The organism is Streptomyces sp. NBC_01275 (assembly GCF_026340655.1).
In the GTDB taxonomy this organism is placed as follows: Bacteria; Actinomycetota; Actinomycetes; order Streptomycetales; family Streptomycetaceae; genus Streptomyces.
In genome coordinates this window covers 4,133,622-4,158,917 of record NZ_JAPEOZ010000001.1, presented here as the reverse complement: position 1 = coordinate 4,158,917, position 25,296 = coordinate 4,133,622, and the positions used below count along the sequence as shown (strand labels likewise).

The following is a 25,296-nucleotide window of genomic DNA, read 5'->3' as shown; positions in this document are numbered from 1 at the left end:
CCTCGAGCGTCCGCGCCCTGCACCCGGGTGCCCAGAGAGACGGGTGTCTCCGTGGACGGGTGAGTCGGGGTGTCGTGGCGCTGCTGTGCGGTCGGCCGCTTCAGCCGGTGTGACAGCCATAGCGTCGGATGCCGTGTGGGGCTGGGACAACGGCTGCCCCCAACCTGCAACGGTGGGACGATCCCACCCCCGACGACCTGCAGAGACAGGGAAGCCTGGGATGCCTGTCTGGGATGGGAAACCCTCTGAGGCCGGCGTCCGGACACTCGGGGGACTCGATCCGTCGCCCGCCGCCTCGGCCGGCGACGGTGCAAACGGCCCTGCCCGCTGCCAAGTCGTGTGCGTCGACGTCCCCGACCATCCCCGACCCACTCCTCCAGGCCGCGCAGCTCACCGGCGGGAATCGGTGATCCGATGCGGTGTGCGGGCCCGGTCGGCGGCGGTGCGGAAGGCGGCGCCCAGGGCCGCGGGTGAGGGGGGTCTCAAGGAGAGGAATGGCGCAACCCTGCAACCATCCCGGCCTTATCGACGTGCAGGTATGGGGAGTGCCGGGGATGCCGTCCCGGATCAGGACATGACGGGACGGCACAGGCCGACGGATGGATGCGAGTACGGACCACATGGATGCAATCCACGACGACGTAGCGGAGTTCGCTCTCCTGCTGACGCGTCTGAAGGACCGCACAGACCGCAGCTACGCGGCGCTGGCCCGCCGACTGGACATGAATGCCTCCACGCTGCACCGCTACTGCGCCGGTGAGGCGGTTCCCATGGACTTCACCAGGATCGAGCGGTTCGCCGCACTCTGCGGAGCCTCCCCCGAGGAACGCGTGGAGTTGCACCGCCGGTGGATCCTGGCAGTCGCGGCACGGCAACGGCCACGCCCATCCGATGCCCGGCGGGCGCCGATGCCCCACGACACCACGAGCACCGTGGCATCGGCCGCATCCGCGAGCCACAGCAGCCCGGCGGACAAGGCGCCCGAGTCGGCCTCATCGGCCGACCCACGCCCGGGACCGACCTCATCGGCCGACCCACGCCCGGGACCGACCTCACCGGCCGACCGACGGCCCCAGGCCGGGCGCCCCCGACGACGGCCCGTGCGGTCGATAGCGCTGGCGGCCTCGCTCGCCCTTGCGCTCGCCGGCCTCACCACCTCCGCTGCCGGGCCCCCCTCCGGCGGCGGTGGGTCGTCGGCCTCCGCCCGCACCACACCGGACCCTTCAGCGTCGGCCGCGCACAACGACGGCGGCCCGCAATCCGCTGCCGGGGCCCCCTCCGGTGGCGGTGGGTCGTCGGCCTCCGCCCGCACCACACCGGACCCCTCGGCGTCGGCCACGCCCAGCGACGGCAGCCCGCAGAAGAACCGGGCGAGCGCCGGCGCGGTCCCGCCGCAGGCCCCGCTCACCTGGACGTCCAACTCCCAGCTCTGGCAGCTCGAATGCGACCACGACTACGTCATCGCCAAGCCACCGCAGGAGGTCCCGCCGCCGCCGGCCCCGGCGGACGCCGCGGTGTGGGCCGCGTCCCAGGGGGCGGTGCACGGGCGCACCACCAATCTGCGGATCACGGTGCAGGGACGCGGCTCCGCCGCCGTCGTCCTGGAGGCACTGCATGTGCGCGTGGTCAACCACACCACCCCCGCCTCCCGCCGGGGCATCGCCTACTCCACGTACGAAGGCTGCGGCGCCGTCCTCGTCCCCCGCTACTTCTCCGTGAACCTCGACGCGAACCGACCCCTGGCCCGTTCGATGCCCGGCAACGACCCGGACAGACCGGCCCCCGCGATCGACTTCCCCTACCAGGTGTCCCTGCGGGAGCCGGAGGTCCTGCTGCTCGCCGCGAGCACCGAGTCCTGCACCTGCGACTGGTACCTCGAACTCGACTGGTCCTCACAGGGGCGAACCGGCACGGTGCGCATCGACGACCACGGCCGCCCGTTCCGCACCACCAGCATCACGGGTCTACCGCACTACTGGTACCGCAACCCCCGTGGCTGGGTCCCCATGACCGCCGCCAACGACAAGTCGGAAACCGGCGACTGACGAAGCAACAGGCCGCACAGCCCGTCCGACAGCAGTCCCGGCGGGGGCAGGGGCCCGGCCGTCCCCGCCGTAGGGGGGATCCGGGACGGAGCAACTCCCGCGACGATTGGTTCAAGGCTAGGAAAGGCCTCAACAAGTCCTGTCGTTGCAGGTCAGGAGTGCTTTCCGCGTTTCTGATCAAGCCTTGAGCAGCCCACTTCCGCGTGGCCTGAGCGTGGCAACGGCCCCCGACCTGGCCGGGCTGGGTCCGGTCGTGCGGTCCGCTTCGATGTCCTGCCCTGATCGTCCGACAGCCCTGGAGATCCGCTCGTCCGAGCCGCGCGCCAGGCGTCAGCGCTCACACTCGCGTACGTTTCCGGCCATACGAGGGCGGCACAGCATGGTCGACGAGCCGCAGGGGCACCGATGCCCTCGTGCAGACAACAGACGAGACGGCCGACTTCACGGCACTGTCGCAGGAGTTGACCGGATTCGACGCGGCGACGCTGCGGGGCACGGGACTCGCCGAGACCTACCTGGCAGTGGCCGCCGAGCGGCTGGGCCGGGACCGACTGGGGCGGCTGCTGGGGGCGGGCGGAGACCCGCTCGGCGAGCTGGACGACGACCTGCTCAGTGCCGCCCGCGCCCTCACCCACCTGTGGTACACGGGCAGTTGGCCGGAACCGTCACCCTTCGTGGTGTCGGCGCGGGCCTATGCCGAGGGGCTGGTCTGGAAGGCGGCAGGGCTCGCCGCTCCCGCCACAGCACCCGGCGGCTACGGGAGTTGGGCCGCCTCCTCGTCATCCTCCCCCTCCCGGGCGGGCTCCCGGTGAGCGACTACGACGTGATCGTCGTGGGCGCCGGGGTCGCGGGCTCGCTCGTGGCGAAGGAACTGAGCCGCCGGGGTCGCCGTGTCCTGGTCCTGGAGGCCGGGGAGCGCGCCACCGACCCCGCGCGAGGCCACCGTGAGGCCCTCGACCGGTACGCCACGGCATCCGCGAAGGTGCCGGGCTCCGCCCACCGGTCCCACCCCGCCGCCGACTGGCCCGAGGTCACCGACCTGACGGGCGCGGACGGCGACCCGGGATTCCGCGCGGCCGGCCATTTGTTGCAGGACGGCCCGCTCCCGTACGCCAGCGGCTACGTCAGGGCCAACGGCGGCACCGGCAACGTCTGGACCGGCCTCGCCCCGCGCATGCTGCCGGAGGACTTTGACACCGAAGCCTTCGGGTACGGGCGCCGCTGGCCGCTCACCTATGACGACCTGGAGCCCCATTACCGGGCGGCGGAAGGGGAGTTGGGGGTGGCCGCCGACACCTACGAGCAGCGCGCGCACGTAGGGCTCGGTTTCCCCGACGGCTACACCTTCCCCATGCGGGCCCTGCCCGCCAGCCGCCTGGACCGCCTCCTCGCGGCGAGCCTTGACGGACGGCACATCAAGGACCCGGTGGCCCTGGGCGAGGTCGAACTGCGGTTGGTCGGCACCCCGCAGGCCCGTAACAGCGTGCCGGACCCGGGCTATGACGGCGGGCGCGGCTATGTTCCGCGCGGCGCCCAGGGGCGGCCCGACCCAGCCAACCGGTGCGTGGGCAACGCGACGTGCATCCCGCACTGCCCCTCGTACGCGAAGTACACCCCGCTCAAGACGCAAGGACAATGGGGGAGTTCGGTCACGCTCGTGGACCGGGCCGTGGTCAGCCGTGTGCTCGTCGACGGGAACGGGCGCGCCACGGGCGTGGAGTACCTCTCGTACGACGGTCAGGCCACGAGGGTGCACGCCGCCGTCGTCGTGCTCGCCGCGCACGCCATCGAGAACGCCCGACTGCTGCTCCTGTCCCGGCTCGCCACCCGCAGCGGTCAGGTCGGCCGCAACCTGATGGATCACCCGGTGCTGCTCACCTGGGGCCTCATGCCGGAAGCGGTCGACCCCTATCGCGGGCCCGGGTCCACCTCGGGCTTCGAGGGTTTCCGTGCCGGGCCTGAACGGCGCACGCGGGCGCCCTTTCGCATCGAGGTCGGCAACTGGGGGTGGGCGTGGGCCAAGGGCTCGGTGGACGGCGATGTAGCCCAACTCCTCCACGAAGAGGGCCTGTTCGGAGCCGATCTGCGGCGCGCCGTCGGGGACCGGGTACGCCGCCAGTTCGCCCTGCAGTTCGAGATGGAGCAGGGCGCCGATCCCGCCAACCGCGTCACCCTCCACCCGCACGCACGCGACCAGCTCGGCCTGCCCCGCCCCCAGGTCACCTACGATCTGTCGGACCACGTCAAGGACGGCATGGCCGCCGCCAAGCGCGTGTCCGACCAGATCTTCGCCCTGCTCGGCGCCGAGGACCACACCGACTACGAGCCCGCGGCGGCGTGGCCCGGCCGCTTCGAGCGCAAGGGCCGCCTCTACGGCTATCGCGGCGCCGGCCACGCCGCCGGCACTCACATCATGGGCGACTCCCCGGGAGTCTCGGTGGTCGACTCATGGCAGCGGTGCTGGGACCACCCCGGCCTGTACGCCGTGGGCTGCGGCAGCATGCCCTCCGTCGCCACGTCCAACCCGACTCTGACCATGGCCGCCCTCGCCCTGCGCAGCGCCCAGCGCATCGAGGCCGACCTCGCCGAACGGGACCGCCCCGCCGCCCTCACCCCAGACGTTCCCGCATGAGTGCCCCACGTACCCCAGGAGTGCCCGCATGAGCCCGCTGCCCCTGCCGCCCGTCGCCGAGCCCTTCCAACTCCCCTTCCACTACGGTGCGTTGCACAACGTCGGCATCGACTGGCTCACCGAGGCGGGACCGGTCCGGGACCTGCTCGCCAAGCATCACCCCGCCCTGACCGCCGCCACTTTCGACGGCCGGGCCCTGGTCTCGCTCAACTACCAGCTCTACTTCGCGCAGTACGCGTTCGGCGGGGGCGTCACCCAGGAGATCGAGTACAACGTCGTCGCCTTCCCCACCGCCCAGGCGGACCGCATCCCCGAGCTGACCTACGCGCAGTACGCGCAGGGCTGGGACCAGACGAAGCTCCTCGGCATCGCCCGCATCCACGTCGTGTGCGACAACCCGTACGCCATCACGGCCGGACGCGAGCTGTACGCCGAGCCGAAGTACCCGGGCTGGTTCGAGGTCGACCTGCCGTCCCTGAACGGTCCGGCGGGCGAGACCTGGACCGTGCACTGCAAGGCGGCCGAGGTGGCGCGGGACGACACCCTGCTGCGTGAGGACACACAACTAATCTCCCTCACAGCCGAGTTGGACGGCCTGGCGGCCACTCCCGCCAACAACACCCCCATCACCGGCTACGGCACCGACACCGACGGCCGGGCCCTCGCGGGACCCATGAACGTCTACCAGCCCTATCGCTGGTACGACCTGAGCGCCCCGCACCACACCGACCGCGTACGCCTGACTGTCCATGCCCACGACAACGACCTCGGTCGCGACCTCCACCAGCTGCTCGGTGACACCCGCGCCGTCGGCGCCTGGACCTACCAGTCACCCCCGGTGGCCGCCCACAACCGGCCCTACTACCTGGGCTCCCAGGGCTGATGGACTCCTCGGCACGGGCAGGCAGCAAGGCGGCGGGGTCGCAAACATTGATGACGAGGCGGTCTTCGCCGCGATCATCTACTTGTTGGTCAAGGGGCGACCGCATCAGAGGGTTCTCCAGCTCCTGGACGAACGGGGACTGGTCGACCTCTCCCGCGCGGTCCTCGACCCCGCACACATCCGCGCTGAAAAAGGGGCGAACTTGCAGGCCCGAGCCCCGTGGACCGAGGTAGGCCCGGTTCCGGGATGCACGTCCTGTCCGACGCGAACGGACTGCCCCTACGCGTCGGAGTCTCCGCGGCCAACACCCACTAGGGGAGCTGCTTCAGTCGGTCGACGATCGCCCAGTCCACCACGTGCGATACCTGGATGTACGTCTTGTCGCCGGACGCCGAAGTCCGCTCGTCCCGGAAGCCCAGGAACTCGTAGGATTCCGGGTCGAAGATGAGGTACTTGCCCTTGGCGAACGGACTCTCGGGGTAGGAGATCCCCACGCCCGTGCGCCCGGCGGAGTCCTTCACCCCCGGAACCGCCTTGACCCCTGGCACCAGGGCCAGCGCCTTGTACGCGGCGGGGCGCAGTCCCTGGGGCAGCACCGGCCACTTCAGGAGCTCACCGAGCATGAAGTAGGCGTTGAACCATTCTTGTGCGGTGAAGTCGCTGATCGGCATGCTGGAGGTTCCGAGGCCGATGCGCGGGATGAGCTGTCGCGGGTCGGTGGGCAGCTTCTTCAGCTCGCTCCATTCCCGAGGCGGCCACACACTCTCGCCCTTCTTCATGGGCTCTTCCCAGATCACCCGGCCGAGTTCCATGGTCAGGGAGCGCTTGGAGCCGTCCACCGAGTCCCAGTTCACGTCCTCGTAGGTCTTGACCGCACCGGTCCTGCGCTCGGTCTCCTTGATGATTCGCTTCGAGTAGATGAACTGGTCGTCGCGCGGAGCCACGGTCTTCTCGTGCCTGCCCGTGTACACCGCCGCCCCGTTCAGTACTGTCACGGCGCTGACGTTGCTCATCCGCGGGGTCGCCGTGCCCGATACGCGGTCGGCGCGGTCGGCGCGATCGCCCTCGTCGGCGCCGCCCTCAGTGATCAGAACCGCCGTTCCCGTCACCGCCACAGCAACCGCCCCGGCTGCCGCAAAGCGCAGTACGTGGCGGCGGCCGGGGGCAGCGTCGGGGTGCCGCTGCGCGCGCGCCATCGTGTTGAGCAGTCGGTGGCGGGCCCTCGCTCGGGCCGATTCGGTGAGCGGGGCCGCGTCCGCGTCCCAGTCTCGCAGGAGTTCTAGTTCGTCAGTCATGGCCGGGTACCTCTCGCAGTGTCGTCGGATCGGATCCGCCCAACGCTTCACGCAGCTTGCCGCGGGCCCTGTACAGCCGTGATCTCACCGTGCCGATGGGGACACCGAGGGCCTGGGCCACCTCCTCGTAGCCGAGACCGCCCCACGCCACCAGCAGCAGCACGTCCCGGTGCCGCGCGGACAGTGCAGCCAGTGCCGCTGCCAGCTCGCGGCCCACGGCTTGCGCCCCCACCCGGGCCGCAGCACGGTCGGCCAGCGGCTCCTCGTGATCGGCTGGCGTCGGGATGCGGGCCAGAGCTTTGAAGCGGCGGGCCTCGGCCCGCCGGTGCCGGCCGACCAGGTTGGTCGCTATGCCGAACAGCCAGGGCCGGGCGCCCTCACCCGTGGCCCGCAAAGGGTCGTACCGGTGCCGCTGCTGGAAGGCGGTGGTGAAGGTCTCTGCCACGAGGTCTTCGGCCGGCTCGCCACCGAGCCTGCGGGCCAGATAGCGGTGCACCGCATCCGCGTACCGGTCGAAGAGCACGGCGAATGCCTCGGGCTCATCCCGGGACCGCGCAATCACCGAGGCATCACTCTCCGCCCCCGCGCGGACGCCTGGCTCGGCGGTCATCGGGGCTCCTCTCGTTCAAGGGAACAAGCTTCGAAGTCTGGGCTTTCACCCCTCCTTCGCCGCTCGCCCCCCGCGAGTTCCCTCAAGACGCCTCATGGCCGAACTCGGCGCTCGTTACCTACCTTGGGCATGGGCATGGGCATGGGCATGCCGCTGCCGAACCTGCAGATCGAGACATAACACGCGTTCACACGCGATCACACGCGGCTCCGGCGGTCGGCTTGATCACCCGTGACGGAAGGCGCCCGTCGGTGTACGGCCAGCGGGCAGTCGGGGAGCCGACGAGTCGCCGGAGTCAGGTGCGGGCGGCGTCTCGTCAGACCTTCTCGACTCGCACGGAGTGTCCCGCGAGGAGTTGATTCATGTCGTCGGTGTCGGAGGTGAAGACGGTTGCCTCAGCTCCTTGCTCGGCTTCCCGCCCGGCCACAGCCGCCAGAATCGCGTCGATGGCGTACTTGTGCCCATGCAGGCCGGCTGTCTTCAGGATGTCGCGCGCCATGGTGATCACCTGGTCGTCCGTGTGCACGACTCGGATCCGGGACAACGTCCAGTTCCACAGTGCCTGCCTCGACGTTTCGCGAGGGTCCCATGCGACCAAGGTCGTGAGCGCTGAGGTGATGATCGGGATGTCGAGCCGCGGAGCTGTCTTGATCAGCGCAGTCATTTCCCGATCACCCTGAACTGCCTTGGAGAGGGCCTCGGAGTCGAATACGAAGACGCGCTGTCGCGGGCGGTGCAGCTTCGCCTGGGCGGCGCGGCTCACGCGGCCTCGTCCGAATGCGATCGATGCTCGTCATGCCAGCCGTCAATGGCGGCGATGCGGTCCAGCGCTGCCTGCTGCTCGTCGTCCGTCACGGCGCCGTGCTCTTCCTCGAGTCGTCCGGCCAGCTCGCGCAGTCGGTCCATGGCGTCCTGATGAGCGGCAGCGGCCGCGATGTAGCCGGACACCCCGCGTGCGTCGACGCGCTCCTTGATCGACTCCACCAGCTCAAGATTGGGCTCGATGTAAGAGGTGTGGCAGACCTTGATGCTTGCTTTGCCCCGGAAGTAAAGCGGGCAATGGATGCAATTCCCGCAGTGGTCGAAGGGTATCGGACAGTTCTCGCTTTGGACCCTCCTAACACGTCCACAGCACTTCATCCTCTAGTTACTGCCATGGGCTCTGCGGGTGTGAAAAACGACGAAAAAAGCAGGGGAACGTGGCTAGCCTCACAGGTACCCTCAGGAACAGGAAATGAGGTACGAAAGGAAAAGCTTCTCTCCATCTGGCGCGATGCTGGTCTCTGGCTTCACCCGCAGGGTACGCTGGAGCAGGTCTTGTCATTGAATACCAAAGGTGCCGGACAGGCAGCTAAAGCAGCTCAAGAATCGGGTCCTATTGATGCGGTGAGCGGCTGGTGCGCCTATCGCTTGGACCTAATGGGCGACGTTTTTGCGCTTCTTGAAGCAGCTGTTGAGAAGATCGCCCATTCTCTGATGGAGGCTCAACGTTTGGATTCTCTGGCTGAGCTGCGGTCGCCAGTAGGTCCCACCGCGAAGAATGATGCCCGTATCGTTCGAGTTGATCCTGTATCCCCTGGGAGGCATCGACTCACCGTAGTCGCGCCACAAGAGTTTTCCGGACATTGGCTAGAGTTCTCCCGAGATACTCCTTCTTCAGCTCTTATCCTGAATCCACCAGAAGCGCAGGATGTGGATACCAAGTAAAAATTCACCGGAGATCGCAACGTTGCATATTGCGTTGCGCCTACGGACATCGTCACTGGGGCGAGGGGCGAACGACGGCGGGCGCACCGAGTGCTCATGGCGGCAGCCGCACCACAGATGTCATGTTGGCCCGGAACTACGTCTCCGCCGGGCCAACATGAGTGTCGCGGCCCATTGTCGCGGCTCAGAGCCGCACTCCCCAAGAGGCACCCCGCCGAGGCTGCTTCGGGACGAAGCGGTCGTACGGCAACCCACAGAGCTGGATTCCTGCTCCTGGCGTTGGCCACTCCGACCGAAACGTGGCCGCTTGCAGGACATCTCGTCAAGGTGACGCGAAAAGAGCCGAACTTGCGCCCTCCTCCGGATCGGTCTGAGATCCTGGAGACCGATCGAGAGGGGCCGCAGGTATGGAGTGGAAGACCCACGGTGAGCGACAGATCTACACGAACAAGTGGGTGAACCTGTGCTTGGTGGACGTCCAACAGCCTGACGGGCGCAGGTGGGAGTACCACGTCGTTCGGCTCCGGCATCTGGCCGTGGCCGCTGTGGTCAACGACCGGCAAGAGGTCCTGATGATGTGGAGGCACCGCTTCATCACCGACTCGTGGGCCTGGGAGCTGCCCATGGGCCTTGTCGAAGAGGGCGAGTCGCCTGAGCAAGCAGCAGCCCGCGAAGTGCTGGAGGAGACAGGCTGGCGTCCCGGCCCCATCAAGCCCCTTATCTACGCCGAGCCGGCCAACGGCATCACCGACTCTCAACACCACGTCTTCCGCGCGGACGGCGCGACCTACGTCGGACCGCCCACGGAGAAGAACGAGTCGGACCGCATCGAGTGGATCCCCCTCAGCGAGGTGCGCGGGATGATCGATCGCCGTGAGATCGTCAGCAGCGGGTCTCTCGTTGGTCTCCTCTACCTGCTCATGGATGAAGCGATCCGCTGACCGGCGGCAGGACTGCCCGTAGCCGTGCCTCGAAGGCCAGAGCTACGGGCTCCTGCCTGTGTGGGGCCAACTGGCCGTAGAACTCCCTGAGATGGCCTGAGACTCGCTCCGAGGCCACTGCGGAAGCCGACTCCAGAGCTTGTGTGGCGGTGCTGCACGCCTGGTCCAGCTTGCCCTGGTCGAGCTGCGTTCGGGCCAGCCAGAAGGCGTGAAACGCTCGGCCGCGCTGATTGGTGCGGGCCTCCCGACGCAACGCATCCGCGATTAAGGGTTCAGCTGTCGCTGCCTCGCCCAGTCGGCCGTGGGCAATGCCTGTGTCCACTATCAGCTTCAGCTCGTCGAAGTAGGCCACCCACGACGGGTCCGGGTCGCTCGCCTGGATCTGCTCGAACTGGCGGTGTGCTTCGGTGATGGCCCGGTGAGTGGACGTCTGGCTGCCGAGCGTGGCATGGGCGAACGCCTCGCGCATGGACAGCATCGACAGGACACGTGGCGTGGTGCCGACGGCCGAGCGAGCCTGGTCCTGAGCGGCGGTCACGAGTGCCAGGGAATCCGCGGGCTTGTCCTGGTAAGTGTCTTGCAAGCTCATGCAGGCCAGGACGTTGGCCATGAACTGGTGGTCGTCGATGGCCTTGGCCAGTTGCAGGGCCTCGGTGAAGTACGCGCGGGCCTGGTTGTACTGGCGGGCGTCGAAGTAGATCCAACCGGTGAGACGTGCCAACTCGGCGGCGATTCCGTACAGGCCGTTCTGGATCGACGGAGGTCGGCTCTCTTTCAGCAGTCCCACCACGTAGCGGAGCTGGCCCACGACGGCCGGCCTCAGAGCTTCCCCACCATGCTGGTCGTCTCGTCGCCAGTAGTCCTCGATAGAGGACCGGAAGGCTTCAAGTGTGGCTGCGCTGAGGTTGGTTCGCGTGGTCAGCGCAAGGATGCTGTCCACATCGGGCCCAGGCAGAGACGCGGGTGCCTGCTGTTCAGGCTCCGGCACTTGAGGTGCCTCGCGCTCGGAAACGGCAAGAGCCTGAGGCGTCTCCCAAGACCGACGGGCAAGACCGAGCATGCCTCCTGGGATGCGCAAGCCGTCTGAGATGCGCTCGATGACATCCATGTGAAGCAACTGGCGGCGTCCTGCGATCACTTCGCCGACTCGACTCGGAGTCAGGTCGCATCGCCGCGCGATCATCGACGGGTAGATGCCCGCCCTGGTCTTCACCAGCCGGAAGACTCTGGAGAAATCCCGCACCCGGCACGCATTGATCATCTCGGGATCGGTGAGCAGCCGGGCAGGCAGTTCCTGCGGCCGGTCGGCGTCGGGCATTGGGCAAGCTCCCACACTGCGAGGGCTACGCAACGTCGCGGATTCTCTACTTGCCGCGATGTTAACCAAGTTGGGTAATCAGCCTGACCTTTTGGCAGGGGTCCCCTGGTTGCGATGCTCGTGTGCATGGCGAGCAATCAGCAGACCAGACCAGGCATCGGTGAGCTGGCGCAGGACAGTGCCAGCGGACGTGTCGGCGTCGTCATGGGCGAGGTCGGAGGCCGTGTGCAGCTGCGGCCGGTCCGTGGCGGCAGGGAGTGGGATGCCATGCCGGGCAACGTGGTCAGACTCAGCGCACGGGAAGAACTGAGCGCGCGTCTGGCTGCGAGGAACGGCAACAGTCGGGTCGGGCTGTGATGCGAGCCATCAGCCGGTACGTCGGGGCCTCGTTCATCACCTGCGTCAGCAGTTCGTGCGGCTTGGTGATCGGCATGGCTCTCGGCGACTGCCTGTAGACCGGCCGCCCCGAACGGGTGCCGATCGCCCGGCTCCCCGTCCCCGTTCGGGGCCGGCCTCCAACCTCGCTTCCCGATCGTCTACGAGCCGAACTCGGCGATCAGGGCGAGTAGTACGTGCCGCGCACCATCTCACCCCAGGAGATTGCACATGACGGCAACGGCGAACGATCAGAAGACCGGCCGCACGGTGGCTGGTGAAGAGCTGTTCGAGAGCCTGGCCCGCTTCGTGGTCGTCCACAACGGGGCAGTCCCCCGAGCGCGCCGAGCGGATCGCGGACCAGGCGGTCGCGTTCCTGGTCACTGCGGCCACTGCCACCGTCCCCATGGTTCCGTCCGACGACGTGGACTTCGGCCTGCACGCGCTCATCCTGCACACGAAGGAGTACGCGGAGCTGTGCGAGCGGTACGCGGGCCGCTTCCTGCACCACAACCCGAAGCCCGGCGGAGGAACCCGCGACCTGGAGAAGGTCGCCTCCTCGGCACGCGCCATGAAGGCGGCCGGGTTCACGGTCTTCGACGACCTGTGGACTGTGGACGGCATGAACCTCGCCAACTGCGACTCGGACTGCGGCCGACCGTACGGTCAGGCGTAGCACACGACACCAGCGACGCGGCCGGCCCCGACTCGGGGTCGGCCGCTCGCCCGGAAGGAGAAGAGACGTTGCCCGGCTCAACCCCTGAACTGCCGATCGTGGTGCTCGACGCGCTCTTGCCCACGACACAGCGCGTGGTCGTCAACCGCCGGGGCTCCACGGTCTGGGAGGTGGAGAGTCACCGGGGTCGCTACGCCGTGAAGCTCGGCCACCCGATCGAGGCCACGGCGGAGTGGTCTGCCCAGCCCTGGACCGCGCTCGCGCCCGCGCGCGAGGGCGCCGTGTTGCATCGCCTCGGCGTCGACGACATCGCGTACGGCGAGTGGGAGCACGGCACATGGAACATCCAGCCGTGGCACCAAGGGCCCGACCTGCACAAGCTGTGGGAGCCATGCCGTAAGCAGAAGGCGTCGATCAAACCGGACGCCGACGTAACGCTGGGGTGCGTCCAAGCGTTGGCCGATCTCCACGTGCGGGGCTGGGCTCACGGCGATGTGCAGCCCGCCCACTTCATCATCGGGCCGGAACGAACGCACCTCATCGACCTCGCCCTGGCCCGGGGCGGCCCCGTACCCGAGGCGTACGACTTCCCGTTCCGCGGCTGCCTCGTCCACTACGAAGCGCTGGAGATCGCGCGCAGTGTCCTCGACACCGGAGAAGCCGAGCCCACGCAGGAAGCCGACGTCTACGCGCTCGGGGCCTCCTTGCTCATCTCCGCCACAGGCTGGCGAGCCGTCGAATACCCCGACGACGCTCCGCGCCCCGTACAGCGAGAAGCCGTGGCCAACGGCCGACGACGACCCGTGAAGGCACCCGGCAAGCTGGGCGAACTCATCGACGCCATGCTCAGCCACGCACCAGAGGATCGACCCACCATCTATGAAGTGGGTAAAGCCCTGATCTGACCCCGACTTCCCGACAACTCCCCTCGCGTCGCTCGTGTGAGGGGTCACAACAGAAAAGACCGGACCACCCCTCAGCCTCGACGGCATTCCGGGGTGGTCTGGTCATGGAAGCCCTGATCAGGACCCCGATACCGATGCTACCGGGGCGGTCGGCGTGCTCGAATTCGGGTGCCGCGAAAACCTCGGTTCGCAGTAGTCGAGTTAAGGAGAAGGGCTGTTGCAGCTCGGTTGATGGAAACCCAGTTCTGACCTCAGCCGTCGAAAGTCAGCCACGACGGCGAGTGCGCCGAACGATCACCCGTCATGTATGTCTCCAGCAACCCCGGCCCGGCCACAGCCACGTTTTCCGATTGTGGAACGGCAGCCAGCCGGACGGCGCGGTCACGCTTGGTCGGGCTCGGCCTGGTCCTGGTCGTCGTCCTGGTGCTCGGGCTGGTCGAGTCGCTCCCTGGCCCGGCTGTCTGCCTTGGCGGTGTTGCGCGCTGAGTGGCCGGGGGCCGGCGCAGCGGTGGCGGAGACAGGGAGCGGCGGCGGCCCGTGGCCGCCAGCGCGCGCGGACGGCCGCAGGCGGGCCGCCTTGATCCTGCCCTGGGGCCTCTAGTGCGAAGCACGAGCCCATGAGCCACATGGATCGGCTCCTGCAGAGATGCCCAGGCCGTGAGTGACCGTCCCCGTTGATGTCAGATCTGGATGTCAGAAGGGGTCCACCTCCGAAATTTCGGAGGTGGACCCCTTCTGAACTGGTGCCCCCGGCAGGATTCGAACCTGCGACACCCGCTTTAGGAGAGCGGTGCTCTATCCCCTGAGCTACGAAGGCGGGGGCTTGCGGAAGGCCTTGTCGAAAATCCAGGAAGTGGATCTTCGGCGAGGATCGCAAGCCCGCTGGTCAGGCATGGTGCGACGTTCTCCGCAGTGTCACCCGAGCAGACAACGCGACGCACCGACGACCGACCAGGGACAGCGTAGCGGATGTGTGCCGACGAGCGTCGTCGGCATAAGGGCCAGACGACGAGGATGGCCGGCGAGAGCGTCTCTGACCTGCTGCTTCTGTGCTCTTCGCCGATTGCTTGATGGGCGCTGAGAGGCCAGGGGCCGGGACCGCGCAGTCGGGTGACGGCTGTGTCGGTGACGCGTGTGCGGACGTTCACGGGATGCACGACGATGCCGCGGCCGGGGTCGCCGTCCCAGAAGCGCGGGACCGCGATCCGCCGTTGTCGCGGATCGCGGGCGTACTCGCCTTAGCCGCCGTGACGGGCGTGGCGGCGGGCGTCGAGAAGCCCGTGCGTTTCAGGCGCCGGTGTCGTCGTAGGCCAGGTCGCCGCCCAGTTCGCGGGAGGCCTCGGCCTGGGCGAGGAGTTCCCGGGCCTTGGCCTCGACGCCTTCGATGGCGTCGGCGCCGGCGACGAAGCGCGCCAGCGGCTTGTCCTGGCCGGCGATGGTCAGCAGGGCGCGGGCGAGCTTGGCGGGGTCGCCGGTCTGCTGTCCGTTCATGCTCTTCCAGGCCGCGACGGTGGCCGTGGTGCGCTCGGCGTAGTCGTCGATGGTCGGCTCGGGCCAGGTGGTGGAGGCGTCCACGAGGAGCTCGGTGCGGAAGAAGCCGGGCTCCACGACGGTGGTGTGGATGCCGTAGGGCTCGACGTCGTAGCGCAGGGATTCCATCCAGCCCTCGACGCCGAACTTGGAGGCGGCGTACGCGACGCAGAACTCCTGGAGGTGACCAGCAGGTTGTCCTGCGGCCCGCCGAGAACCTCCTCGACCTGTTCGGGGCGGGGGACGGTGGCGACGACCTGGTGGCCGGCGGCGAGGGCCTCGCGGGCGATGTCCGTGCCGAGACCGCGTCCGGCGCCGGTGACGAGAATGACCTTGCTGGTGGGGACCGTGCTCATGAGGGGGTCCTTTCAGAGGAGGGTGCGAAGGGGAAGAGAGGGGAGGAGGGGAGGGGGATCAGGCCTGGTCGGTGGGCATGATCCACAGTTCGCCGACGGAGGCGTGGCGGGGGCGGGTGACCACGTAGGCGACGCCGTCGGGGGCAAGGGCCTCGGTCTGCTCGTAGAAGGCGCCGATCGCCTCGCGGACCTCGGGCTTGTGGTCGTTGTGGGAGCCGAGCTCGGCCGTGGGCGGTGCACCACCAACAGAACCGTCTGTCACGCGAGTGGGGGAGTCCCTGATGAGGGGGTCACTGACAGGGACCCCCAGCCAGCGGGAAGCGCTCGTAGAGTGGAGCACATGCCAGGCAGAAACGACCCTTATGACACCAATGGCGATATGCGTGGTGATTTCCGTGCGGAGATCCGGGAATTCCTGGGCACGCGACGGGCCAGGGTCACTCCTGAGCAGGCCGGACTGCCCACGTACGGCGGAGACCGCCGGAGGGTCACCGGGCTGCGCCGGGAGGAGGTGGCCCTGCTCGCGGGCATCTCCAGCGAGTACTACACCCGGCTGGAGCGCGGCAACGCCACCGGAGTCTCCGAGAGCGTCATCGACGGCATCGCGCAAGCGCTGCGGCTCGACGAGGCCGAGCGAATCCACCTGCTCGACCTCCTGCGCGGCGCCGGCACGACCCGCCCGCCGCGCCGCAAGCCCGCCCAGCAGCGCGTACGCCCCGCGGTGCAGCGCGTCCTCGACTCGATGACCGGCACACCCGCGTTCGTACTCAGCGGACGCCTGGACATCCTGGCCGCCAACTCCCTGGGGCGGGCGCTGTTCTCCCCGGTCTACGCCGACCCGGCGCGGCCGCCGAACAACGCCCGGTTCGTCTTCCTCGACCCGCACGCACCCGAGTTCTTCCGCGACTGGGACGAGGTCGCGAACGACGTGGTCGCCATGTTGCGCGCCGAGGCCGGCCGTGACGCCTACGACCGGCGGCTGACGGACATGATCGGGGAACTGTCCACCCGCAGTGAGGACTTCCGTCGCCGTTGGGCGGCCCACAACGTCCGGATCCACACCACGGGCGCGAAGCGCCTCCACCACCCGGTCGTCGGCGACCTCGACCTGCCGTTCGAGACCTTCCCGCTCGGGGCGGACCCCAGCCAGTTCCTCCTCACCTACACCGCCGAGCCCGCGTCGCGTTCGCAGGACGCCCTGAACCTGCTGGCCAGCTGGGCCGCCACCGCTGACGCCATCGACGAGTCCGCGCCGGTCGACGACTCCGAGCGGGCTGAGTCGGCTGGGTCGGCAGAGACCCCCGACTGACCGACAAGCCCGCAGCGCCCGCCGCCGGTGACGGCGGCGGGAGGGTCCAGACACAGCGCTGCAACGCGTCGAGGAGAACACCGCCGCCGACGGCATCGAGCTGAGCGCCGAGCAGATCGCCAGGCTCGACGACCTCACCCCCGCCGCCGGCGACAGCCACGACGAGGCGGGCATGCGGCTCCTGGAGCGCTGACCCGGCTTGCCCGCCCACACGGAGAGGGCCACGACCGGGTGTCGTGGCCCTCTCACGGGGTCGTGCACGGAAGTACGGAAGTCGAGCCAGGTTCCGCCGGCGTGGCCGGGGAACTCAGCGGGATCCGCTGCCGGTCAGCTCTTGCCGAGCAGGCGCCAGATCTGGTTCTTCTTGGTGCTCAGCGCACTCGCGGGGTCGCAGGTCCACTGGTGGATCTTCGCGCCGGCGGTCGTCGACACGTTGCTGACGTCGACGCACTTGCCGCTGTTGACGGCGACCAGCTGGTAGTCGTGGCTGTTGCCGAGCGCGGTGACGGGGTTGAGGGTGAACCGCTGGTTGGTTCCGCCGTGGCAGGTCCACTGCTGGACGGCGGCCCCGTTGGCCGTGGAGTAGGCGGAGATGTCCAGGCACTTGCCGCTGGAGTGGTTGACGACGGTGTAGGCGCCGGTCGCGCCGGTGACGGGGTGGAAGTCGAAGCGCTGTTCCTGGCCGGTGCCGCAGGTGTTCTGCTGGTACTGGGCGCCGTCGGCGGTGGACTGGGCGGGGTCCTCGAGGCAGAGCGCGCTGTGCTGGGCGACGGCCGTGGAGGAGAAGCCGGTCGAGGCGCCGATGTGCAGGCTCTGCGGTGCGAAGGAGATCTGGTCCAGGTGGGGTGCGGAGCTGGAGCGCATGGGCTGTCCGATGTCGGTGCCGCCGCCGGAGTAGACCAGGCCGATGGTGGTGCCGTCGTGGTCGTAGAGCTGTGAGGCGGTGAACTTGACCGAGTTCGTGCCCGCGGCGAGGGTGACGGGGACGGTGTAGTCGTTGAACTGGTTCCAGTGCAGGGTGCTGGCGAAGTTGACGCGGGTGGGGGTGCCGCCGTTGACGCTGACGTCGGCGTGCTCGGCGTACAGGTCGGGGTTGTAGTGGTTGGAGGGCAGTTCCTCGGCGTTGGCGTAGCGCATGGTCATGGCGTACGTGCCGGCTGCGGGGGCGTTGACGCTGAGGGTGAGGGAGTTGGCGGTTCCGTTGCCGATGCCGGTGACGACGCCGCCGTTGGCCTGGGTGTAGGTGGTGTCGGCGGTCGCGGTGCCGGTGAGGGCGCCGTTCTCGGCCTGGTAGGTGACGACGTTGCCGGTGGTGACGGCGTCGGTGGCGCTGAACGGGGTGACGGCCAGGTCGTCCAGGGCGAGGGTGCCGCCGGCGCCGGTCACCTTGACCTTGTTGATGCCGGAGTCCAGGTGGACGCGGTGGGTGGCGGTGGACCAGGCGTCGGGGGTCGCGCCCGCGAGGGTCTGGTCGTCGGCGGTCGCTCCGTTGACGGTGAGGGTGGCCCGGCCGGTGTTGCGGTAGCGGGTCTTCAGGTCCGCGTATCCGTCGTGGGCGGAGTAGACCCAGAAGGTGGCGGACTTGCCGGTGGTGAGGTTCGCCGCGCCGGCTCCGGACTGGCCCTGGGAGGTGTAGGAGGCGGTGGCGCTGTCGGACAGGGCGGCCTGTTCGGCCTCGTAGAGCGTGGCGCCCAGGACGGCGGTGTCCTGGTACCGGAGGTCGATCTTGTCGATGATGGCGTCGCCGACGGTGGCCGCGCTGTTGTCGCCGGTGGTGGCCAGGGTGATGGTGTGGCTGCCGGAGGTGAGGTGCACGGTGGTGTCGCTGTGGCCCCACACCACCCACTGGAAGCCCACGGGGATGTCGACCTCGGTCGAGGCGCCGCCGTCGACGCGCAGGTACACGTTCGTCGGGCCCTTGACGTCGGCGTCCTTGGCGTAGCTGTTGCCGAACACCGACAGGTTGTAGTCGCCGGTGGCGGGGACGGTGACGGGGAAGGAGACGACGGTGGTGGAGCCGGTGCGCAGGCCGCCGACGTCCTTGGTGCCCGAGGTGGCGAACTTGCTGACGTTGCCGGTGGCGCCCTCGGTGTTGATGTTGTAGCCGCTGCCGCTGAGCGTGGCGTTCTCGGCCTCGTAGCCGGCCGACCAGGTGCTGTCGGAGGCGGTGGCGCTGCCGGTGCCGCCGGGGGAGACGATGACCTCGTAGGCGGACATGGCGTCGAGGGTGAGGGGGAGCGTGATCGAGCCGTCGGAGGCGACGGCGACGTCGGCGTCGGAGAGCCGGGTCGGGGTGGCCGCCGCGCCGATGTAGCCGCTGTAGCGGTCCTGGAGGACGCTGACGTGCACGGTGCTGCCGAAGACGGCGGGGTCGATGTTCTTGATGACCGTGTTGGAGGCGCCGCTGGTGCCGCCCCCGGCGAGGATGACGCGGGCCTGCCTCTTGGCCGTGTCCAGGCTGGCGAGGCCCTGGAGGGTGTAGGCGGCGTCGGAGGCCGCCCCGGTGACCTTGACGGTGTTGCCGCTCATGGCGGTGTACCAGTTGTAGAGCCACCACTGGGCGTTGGGGGTGTTCTGGGCGGCGGCGGAGTCGCCGAGGTTGCCGTTGATGTTCCAGTAGGGCAGGTTCCCGTCGACCTTCTCGGCCTCCATCGCCGCGATCCACTGGACCATCTGGCCGGGGTCGGTCAGGTGGTAGCGGTAGGCGTACTCGTTGAGGTCGATCGGCAGGTGCGAGGTGAGCCCCACCGAGGTCTCCGCCGCGCGGTAGTCGTCGACGGTGGTGCGCACGTCGGCCGGGCTGCCCAGGGTGTGCCAGGTCACGACGTCGGGCAGGCAGTCGTTGGCCTTGCAGTAGGTGAGGAAGCCCTTGTAGGCGAACTCGGTGTAGCTGGAGAGGTTGGGGCCTGCCAGACGCGCGGCGGGCCAGATGCCCTTGATGAAGTGGTAGGTCTGCAGCCACTCGGCGTTGAAGGCGGCCAGCGGCGACGACTGGGTGCGCATGCCCTGGTACCACATGCCGTCGGGCTCGTTGTAGGGGACGAAGACGATGTGGCTCGCGTAGGGGCTCGCCATCGCCTGCTCGACCTGGGTCCTCATGGCTGCCTGGTAGGCGGCGTAGTCGGCCCGTTCGTAGCTGAACGTGCGGTACACGTCCGTCATGTAGATCATGACGTCCTTGCCGCCGCTGTCCACGAAGGGCTTGGCGACCTCCAGCGCGTCCGAGCCGGGGTGCTGCTGTCCGTCCTGGGCCTTCGTGTTGGTGGTCTGGAGGCCCATCCCCTCGATGAGGTTGTTCGTCGGCACGTCCGGGCCGTACAGACCGTACAGCGCGCCGGAGGCGCCGCCGCGGAAGGCTCCGGTGGTGGTGCCCAGGTCGACGGTGAGGGTGGGGGTGGCGGCGGAGGCCGGCGTCGCCGTCCCGGTGGTGACACCGGCTACGACGGTCAGCGAGAGCAACGCCTTGGTGACGCCGTGGAGAAGACGCCTGGTTCTCGAGCGTCTTTGCCCGATTCTTGGCATGTGCTTGGTCCCTTCAGGGATACGGCTGGTCGATGCTGCGCCGGCCCCCGTGCCGGACGTGTGGGCGGGTTGTCGCTCGCGCGTCAGGCGACGGTGGTGACGGTGGTGTCGGCCCCGGCGTCCGCGCGGCGGCGGTGGTCGCGGGCGAGCAGCAGATAGCTGCTGGCGGTCCAGGTGTAGGCGCGGTCGCGCAGTCCCTGGCCGGTCAGGGCGTCGAAGTTCTCGGCGAAGCCGGAGGTTTCGCACAGGGCGCGGAAGCGGGCGCTGATCTCGTCCGCGAGGCGTTCGTGCCCGGCGCGGCGCAGGCCGTCCTCGATGAGGACGGTGGCGGGGGCCCAGATCGGGCCGCGCCAGTAGCCGTCGGGCTCGTAGTGCGGGGAGCCGGGGTGTTCGGTCGCCAGGCCGAACGCGGTGAGGTGGGCCTCGATCCGTTCGGCCAGCCGGTCGCGGACTGCGGTGGGCAGACGGTCGCCGAGCACGATCGGCATCAGGTCGAGCAGGCTGGCGCTCTGGGCGGGGGCTCCGCCGTCGGCCGGGCGGCTCAGGAACCGTGTTCCGTCCCACAGCTCGTCCAGCAGGGCCGCCTGGAGGGCGTCGGCCGTCCCGGTACGGCGCCGGGCGTCGTCCGGGAAGCCCAGTTCGCCTGCCAGCAGGGCCAGTTCGTCGAGCTGGAGGACGAGCGTCGCGGTGAGGTCGGCGGTGACGGCCACGCGGCCGGGGTCGAAGGTGCTGGCGTTGTCCCAGCCGCTGTCGTTGCCGTGCTGGTAGTGGGGGAGGGCGGCGCCCGGTGCGCGCCGCGCGGTGAGCCAGAAGTCCGTCCAGCGGGTCAGTCTGTCGTACGCCTCGGTCAGTTGCGCCGGGGTGAGCGGCTCGGGGAGCCGTCGGCGCAGGTGGCCGAAGGCCCAGCCGTGGATGGGCGGTTTGACGAAGTTGTAGAGGACCTCGGAGTGGGTGACGGAGTCGGGCAGTGCGCCGCCGGCGTCCTGGTGGTCGAAGGGCAGCGCGAACTGGTCCCAGGCGAGGCCGGGGGATCCGGGGGCCAGGGCGAGGGCGTTGAAGCAGTGGTCCCAGCTCCACACCTTGTCCATCCAGTGCTTGGACATCAGCACCGCGGGCCGGGTGACCAGACCCGCCGGGCGCACCGTCGCCGACCACACCACGTAGGCGGCGAGTTCGGCGGCCGGGGTGGCGGCCGAGCGCCATGGGGCGACCGTGTCGACGAACTCGGCGAACGACTGCCGCGCGGCCGCCATGACCTCGCCGAACGTCGACGACGGGCGATACGGCGGTCGCGCGCTGTCGAGTTCCTCGATCGCGACCTCCCACGAGCCGTCCGCCCCGGCGGTGACCGTGAGACCGCGGTCACCGGCGCCCAGGACCTGGGAACCGTGCACGTCGGCGACCGTGCCGGACAGCACGGTGATCCGGTAGCGGCGTCCGGTCTCGTAGGAGGTGAACGTGTGGGCGCCGTCCACGGGGTCGCGATAGAAGTAGGTCCCGCTGAAGGGGGTCAGGGCGGGCGCCGCCGCGCTGACGTCGAACCCGAGACCGGTGCCGTGTACGCGTACGGTGTCCGGCGACTCGTAGGCGAGGTCGATGCGTCCGTCCGCACCGGTCCAGGTGAGCAGGCCCGGCGTCGCCTGGACGGCGGTCTCGGCGCGGTCGCCCGTCGCGGCGTCGAGGGGGACGAGGCGCAGGACGGCGTGCATGCCGTTCTGGTGCGAGACGAGGTGGAGGTCCTCGGCGTACGTCTTCTCCGCCAGCACGGGAGAGATGCCGAACCAGGATCCGTGCGCGCTGAAGGGGATGTCGTGAACGGAGAAGGCCGGGCCGGACGGTGCGGCGGTCATGAAGGCGGCACTCATTTCTTGAGCGGGGGTGGTCGGCGGTCTGCCGGGCGGGGCGACGGTGCTCGCACGGCGGCTCGTGGAGAGCGCGGCTCATGCGCCGGGCGCGTCAGTCCTTGACGGCGCCGGCGGTCACCCCGGCGGCGACGTAGCGCTGGGCGAGGACCAGGATCACCGTGGCGGGCAGCGAGGCCACGACGGCGGTGGCCATGATGGCGTTCCACTCCTGGTTGTTGTTGCCGATGTAGTGGTAGATGCCGAGCGTGATCGGCTCGTGCGCCCCGCCGCCTGCGAGGGTGCTGGCGAAGACGAAGTCGGACCAGGACCACAGGAAGGCGAACAGGGACACCGTGACCACGGCGTTGCGGCTCATGGGCAGGACGATGGACCAGAACGTGCGCAGGGCCCGTGCTCCGTCCATCTGCGCGGCCTGAATCAGCTCGCCGGGGATGCCGGACATGAACGCGGTGAAGATCAGGACCGCGAAGGGGACGGCCAGGGTGGAGTCCGCGACGATCAGTCCGGGGACGGACTGGAGCAGGCCGAGGCTGAGGTAGACGGCGTAGAAGCCCATCGCCATGATGATGCCGGGGACCATCTGGGCGACCAGGAGAAGGAAGCTGAGCACGCCCCCGCCGCGTGGGCGGAGTTTCGCCAGCGCGTAGCCGGCGGGCGCGGCCAGTGCCACGGTCAGCACGACGGTGCCCAGGCCGATGACGAGGCTCGTGCCGAGGTAGGGCAGCTGCTGGTCGAGGACGGCGCGGTAGCCCTCCAGCGTGCCGTGGGCGGGGAACAGGTCCGGCGGGGACTTGCGCATGTCCTGGTCGCGGGTGAAGGACACGTTGAGCATCCAGTAGACCGGGAAGAGCATGACCGCGGTGAGGAGGACGCCGACGGTCGTCTTGGCCCACGTACGGTTGCGGCGCTTCAGGGTGTCGACGGCGGTTCCGGTCACGACGACGCCTGCTTTCGCTGGACCTTCAGGTAGACCAGTCCGAAGACCAGGGCGGCGACGACGAGCAGGTTGCCGACGGCCGCTCCGGGGCCGAAGGCGGGCAGCAGGTTGCCGAAGCCGAGCTGGTAGGACCAGGTGGCGAAGGTGGTGGACGAGTCGGCCGGGCCGCCCTTGGTCATGATCCAGATGATGTCGAAGACCTTGAGCGTGTAGACCAGGCCCAGCAGGAGGGTGATGGCGGACACCGGGCGCAGGAGCGGGAAGGCGATGCTCCAGAACCGCCGCCAGGGGCCTGCCCCGTCGAGGGCGGCGGCCTCGTACAGGCTGGTGGGGATCGACTGCAGTCCGCTGTAGAGGACGACCAGGTTGAAGGGGACGCCGATCCAGATGTTGGCGATGATCACCGAGGCCAGCGACCACGACGGTGAGGTCAGCCAGTTCACCGGCCCGATTCCGACGGCGTGCAGCACGGCGTTGACGACGCCCGAGTCGCTGTTGAGCATCCACGACCAGGTCGAGGCCGACACGATCAGCGGGAGCAGCCACGGCACCAGGAACAGGGCGCGCAGGGTGGCGGAGAGCCGGAAGTGCTGGTTGAAGAAGACCGCGAGGGCCAGACCGATCGCGTACTGGAAGACCAGGCACACGGCGGTGAACACCACGGTGTGCAGCAGTGCCGGGGCGAAGGTCGGGTCGTCGAAGACGGTCCGGTAGTTGGCCAGGCCTGTGAACGGCGCGTCGCCCTGGACGAAGGAGCGGACCGTGTAGTTGCGCAGGCTCAGGTCGAGGTTGCGGTAGAGCGGATAGGCGTAGAAGAGGCCGAGGTAGAGGGTGACCGGGGCGAGGAACGCCCAGGCGGCCCACTGCGGGGAGCGAGGGCGGCGCCGGGTCGTGGTGCGGGCCGGGGGCGGGGCGGCGGTGGCCGCCCCGGTCCGGTCGAGCACCGGCCGACGGTCCGCCGACTGTGTCGTGTGCTTCATCAGTTGGCCGGAGTCCTGGCTACTTGACGGCGGACTGGGCTGCGGTCAGCGCGTTCTTCGGCGACGCCGACCCGCTGAGGACGGACTGGACCGCCTTCCACAACTGCTCCGAGATCTTCGGGTACTCGGTGCCCAGGTCGTCACTGGTGCGGCCCTTGGCGGCCTTGACCGCGTCGACCCAGGGCTTGAGCTCGGGGTTGGCCGCGACCTGCTTGTCCTGGACCTCGGCGGTGGGGGCCACGTAGGACAGCGTCGTGTCGGTGTCGAGCAGGTTCTGGCTGTTGCTCAGGCAGGACACGAGCTTCTGCGTGGTGGCGTAGCGGCCGGTGTCGTCCTGCACCGGGACGGTGACGAACTCGCCGCCCGTCGGCGCCGCGGCGTCGCCGCCCGTGGCGGAGGGGACGGGGACGACGCCGTAGTCGAAACCGGCCTTCTCGGCATTGGCGAGCTGCCAGGTGCCGTTCTCCGCGAACGCGTAGTCGCCGCTCGCGAACTCCTGCCAGCTGGTCGTCTGGGTGTTGTTGATCACCGAGTTGGGGGCGTAGCCCTTGTCCAGCCAGTTCTTCCACAGCGACAGCGCGGAGACGGCCTGCTCGGAGTCGAGCGCGGTCAGCTGGGCTCCGGAGCCCCAGTACCAGGGCAGGAACTGGAAGCTGCCCTCCTCCGTGCCGATCGCGGAGAACGTGATGCCCTTCTTGCCCGCCCCCTTGACCTTCGCGAGCGCCGCCGTCAGCGACTTCCAGTCCTTGACCGAGGCGATGTCCACCCCGGCGTCCTTCAGCACCGCCTTGTTGTAGTACAGGGCGAGGGTGTTCGCTCCGATCGGCGTGCCGTACGTCTTCCCGCCCGACTGGCCGGCCGCGAGCAGGTTGCGATCGACCTTCGAGACGTCCAGCTTGTTGTCATCGGTCGAGGTCAGCACACCCGCCTCCGCCAGGGTCGACACCACCGGGTTGTCGACGATGAGGACGTCCGCGGAGTTGCCCTGCTGCGCCGCCAGCAGCGCCTTGTTCGTCAGGTCGCTGGTGTCGAACGCGGTCCGCTTGATCTTCACCCCGGCCTCGGTGCCGCAGCCGTCCAGCAGCTTCGCCCACGCCGAGCTCTTGTCGAACTGCGGGTAGGGGTCCCAGATCGTGTACGTGCCGCCGTCCGCGGCCTTCGTGGAGGTGCCGCCCGCTCCGGAGGAGCACGCGGTGGCACCGGTGGTGACGGCGGCGACGGTCAGGACTGCGGCGGTGAGACGCCGTCTGGCAGATCTGTTCATGGCGTGTTCCTCATGGCTCTCGGCACGGGTGTGCCCTGGGATCGGCACACGGGGGTGGGCGCTGGGATCGGCACACGGGGGTGGGCGCTGGGATCGGCACACGGGGGTGGGCGCTGGGATCGGCACACGGGGGTGTGCCCTGGCGT

The 25,296-nt window shown here is 69.1% G+C and carries 20 protein-coding genes, 1 tRNA gene and 3 pseudogenes; 11 read left to right on the top strand and 13 right to left on the bottom strand.

All coding sequences use genetic code 11. From position 1 onward, the window contains the following. Positions 1 to 620: 620 nt before the first annotated feature. The 5 genes and pseudogenes from OG562_RS18105 to OG562_RS18085 all read left to right on the top strand — a co-directional run. A complete protein-coding gene (locus OG562_RS18105) occupies positions 621 to 2,045 on the top strand; it encodes a helix-turn-helix transcriptional regulator (protein WP_266398890.1) in 1,425 nt (474 codons plus the stop codon). A 413-nt stretch (positions 2,046 to 2,458) separates the two neighbouring features. Beyond that, complete coding sequence (locus OG562_RS18100) at positions 2,459 to 2,857, top strand: hypothetical protein (RefSeq protein ID WP_266398887.1); 399 nt, start codon at positions 2,459 to 2,461, stop codon at positions 2,855 to 2,857. After that, entirely contained in the window at positions 2,854 to 4,677 is a 1,824-nt protein-coding gene (locus tag OG562_RS18095; protein ID WP_266398883.1) for an FAD-dependent oxidoreductase, read from the top strand. The genes OG562_RS18100 and OG562_RS18095 overlap by 4 nt, the downstream gene beginning before the upstream one ends. Before the next feature lie 28 nt (positions 4,678 to 4,705). Further along, a complete protein-coding gene (locus OG562_RS18090) occupies positions 4,706 to 5,560 on the top strand; it encodes a hypothetical protein (RefSeq protein ID WP_266398881.1) in 855 nt (284 codons plus the stop codon). Between the two features lie 19 nt (positions 5,561 to 5,579). Beyond that, positions 5,580 to 5,872 (top strand): annotated as a pseudogene (locus OG562_RS18085) (IS5/IS1182 family transposase); the annotation flags it as partial. Here the strand turns inward: OG562_RS18085 and OG562_RS18080 are convergent. The 4 genes from OG562_RS18080 to OG562_RS18065 all read right to left on the bottom strand — a co-directional run bounded on the left by OG562_RS18080 (position 5,872) and on the right by OG562_RS18065 (position 8,449). Continuing rightward, the gene (locus OG562_RS18080) at positions 5,872 to 6,855 is read right to left on the bottom strand and encodes a CU044_5270 family protein (protein ID WP_266398878.1); all 984 of its coding nucleotides are present in this window, start codon (positions 6,853 to 6,855) and stop codon (positions 5,872 to 5,874) included. The pseudogene OG562_RS18085 and the gene OG562_RS18080 sit on opposite strands and share 1 nt — an antisense overlap. Beyond that, positions 6,848 to 7,465, bottom strand: a complete 618-nt coding sequence (locus tag OG562_RS18075; RefSeq protein ID WP_266398875.1) for an RNA polymerase sigma factor — start codon at positions 7,463 to 7,465, stop codon at positions 6,848 to 6,850. Before OG562_RS18075 ends, OG562_RS18080 begins: the two co-directional genes overlap by 8 nt. Positions 7,466 to 7,781: 316 nt before the next feature. Then, complete coding sequence (locus OG562_RS18070) at positions 7,782 to 8,228, bottom strand: hypothetical protein (protein ID WP_266398873.1); 447 nt, start codon at positions 8,226 to 8,228, stop codon at positions 7,782 to 7,784. Continuing rightward, complete coding sequence (locus OG562_RS18065) at positions 8,225 to 8,449, bottom strand: hypothetical protein (RefSeq protein ID WP_266398870.1); 225 nt, start codon at positions 8,447 to 8,449, stop codon at positions 8,225 to 8,227. The genes OG562_RS18070 and OG562_RS18065 overlap by 4 nt, the downstream gene beginning before the upstream one ends. A gap of 30 nt (positions 8,450 to 8,479) precedes the next feature. Between OG562_RS18065 and OG562_RS18060 the strand changes: the two genes are divergently transcribed. After that, entirely contained in the window at positions 8,480 to 9,172 is a 693-nt protein-coding gene (locus OG562_RS18060; protein ID WP_266398867.1) for a hypothetical protein, read from the top strand. A 407-nt stretch (positions 9,173 to 9,579) separates the two neighbouring features. Further along, positions 9,580 to 10,113, top strand: a complete 534-nt coding sequence (locus tag OG562_RS18055; protein ID WP_266398865.1) for an NUDIX hydrolase — start codon at positions 9,580 to 9,582, stop codon at positions 10,111 to 10,113. Here the strand turns inward: OG562_RS18055 and OG562_RS18050 are convergent. Next, complete coding sequence (locus OG562_RS18050) at positions 10,091 to 11,431, bottom strand: tetratricopeptide repeat protein (protein WP_266398862.1); 1,341 nt, start codon at positions 11,429 to 11,431, stop codon at positions 10,091 to 10,093. The two genes, OG562_RS18055 and OG562_RS18050, sit on opposite strands and share 23 nt — an antisense overlap. 126 nt (positions 11,432 to 11,557) lie before the next feature. Between OG562_RS18050 and OG562_RS18045 the strand changes: the two genes are divergently transcribed. The 3 genes and pseudogenes from OG562_RS18045 (at position 11,558) to OG562_RS18035 (ending at position 13,387) form a co-directional block, all read left to right on the top strand. After that, complete coding sequence (locus OG562_RS18045) at positions 11,558 to 11,788, top strand: hypothetical protein (protein ID WP_266398860.1); 231 nt, start codon at positions 11,558 to 11,560, stop codon at positions 11,786 to 11,788. 249 nt (positions 11,789 to 12,037) lie between these two features. Next, positions 12,038 to 12,482, top strand: a pseudogene (locus OG562_RS18040) (hypothetical protein). 68 nt (positions 12,483 to 12,550) lie between these two features. After that, positions 12,551 to 13,387: a protein kinase gene (locus OG562_RS18035; protein ID WP_266398858.1), complete on the top strand. Its 837-nt coding sequence runs from the start codon at positions 12,551 to 12,553 to the stop codon at positions 13,385 to 13,387. A 741-nt stretch (positions 13,388 to 14,128) separates the two neighbouring features. On the opposite strand, the gene OG562_RS18030 is transcribed toward OG562_RS18035, so the two are convergent. The 3 genes and pseudogenes from OG562_RS18030 to OG562_RS18015 all read right to left on the bottom strand — a co-directional run bounded on the left by OG562_RS18030 (position 14,129) and on the right by OG562_RS18015 (position 15,535). Then, positions 14,129 to 14,204 (bottom strand) — tRNA-Arg (locus tag OG562_RS18030). Positions 14,205 to 14,674: 470 nt separating this feature from the next. Beyond that, positions 14,675 to 15,273, bottom strand: a pseudogene (locus tag OG562_RS46020) (SDR family NAD(P)-dependent oxidoreductase). Between the two features lie 58 nt (positions 15,274 to 15,331). Then, a complete protein-coding gene (locus OG562_RS18015) occupies positions 15,332 to 15,535 on the bottom strand; it encodes a hypothetical protein (protein ID WP_266398852.1) in 204 nt (67 codons plus the stop codon). A gap of 117 nt (positions 15,536 to 15,652) precedes the next feature. Here OG562_RS18015 and OG562_RS18010 point away from each other — a divergent pair, with 117 nt between their 5' ends. Further along, the gene (locus tag OG562_RS18010) at positions 15,653 to 16,582 is read left to right on the top strand and encodes a helix-turn-helix domain-containing protein (protein WP_266398850.1); all 930 of its coding nucleotides are present in this window, start codon (positions 15,653 to 15,655) and stop codon (positions 16,580 to 16,582) included. A gap of 327 nt (positions 16,583 to 16,909) precedes the next feature. On the opposite strand, the gene OG562_RS18000 is transcribed toward OG562_RS18010, so the two are convergent. The 5 genes from OG562_RS18000 to OG562_RS17980 all read right to left on the bottom strand — a co-directional run bounded on the left by OG562_RS18000 (position 16,910) and on the right by OG562_RS17980 (position 25,150). Then, positions 16,910 to 20,104, bottom strand: a complete 3,195-nt coding sequence (locus tag OG562_RS18000; RefSeq protein ID WP_266398847.1) for an RICIN domain-containing protein — start codon at positions 20,102 to 20,104, stop codon at positions 16,910 to 16,912. An 83-nt stretch (positions 20,105 to 20,187) separates the two neighbouring features. Beyond that, a complete protein-coding gene (locus OG562_RS17995; RefSeq protein ID WP_266398846.1) occupies positions 20,188 to 21,954 on the bottom strand; it encodes an amylo-alpha-1,6-glucosidase in 1,767 nt (588 codons plus the stop codon). 106 nt (positions 21,955 to 22,060) lie between these two features. Beyond that, positions 22,061 to 22,822, bottom strand: coding sequence for a carbohydrate ABC transporter permease (locus OG562_RS17990; RefSeq protein ID WP_266409364.1), 762 nt, complete (start codon positions 22,820 to 22,822; stop codon positions 22,061 to 22,063). A gap of 80 nt (positions 22,823 to 22,902) precedes the next feature. Beyond that, on the bottom strand, positions 22,903 to 23,886 hold the full coding sequence (locus tag OG562_RS17985) for a carbohydrate ABC transporter permease (RefSeq protein WP_266398843.1): 984 nt from the start codon (positions 23,884 to 23,886) through the stop codon (positions 22,903 to 22,905). 19 nt (positions 23,887 to 23,905) lie between these two features. After that, the gene (locus OG562_RS17980) at positions 23,906 to 25,150 is read right to left on the bottom strand and encodes an extracellular solute-binding protein (protein ID WP_266398841.1); all 1,245 of its coding nucleotides are present in this window, start codon (positions 25,148 to 25,150) and stop codon (positions 23,906 to 23,908) included. Between the last annotated feature and the right edge of the window lie 146 nt (positions 25,151 to 25,296).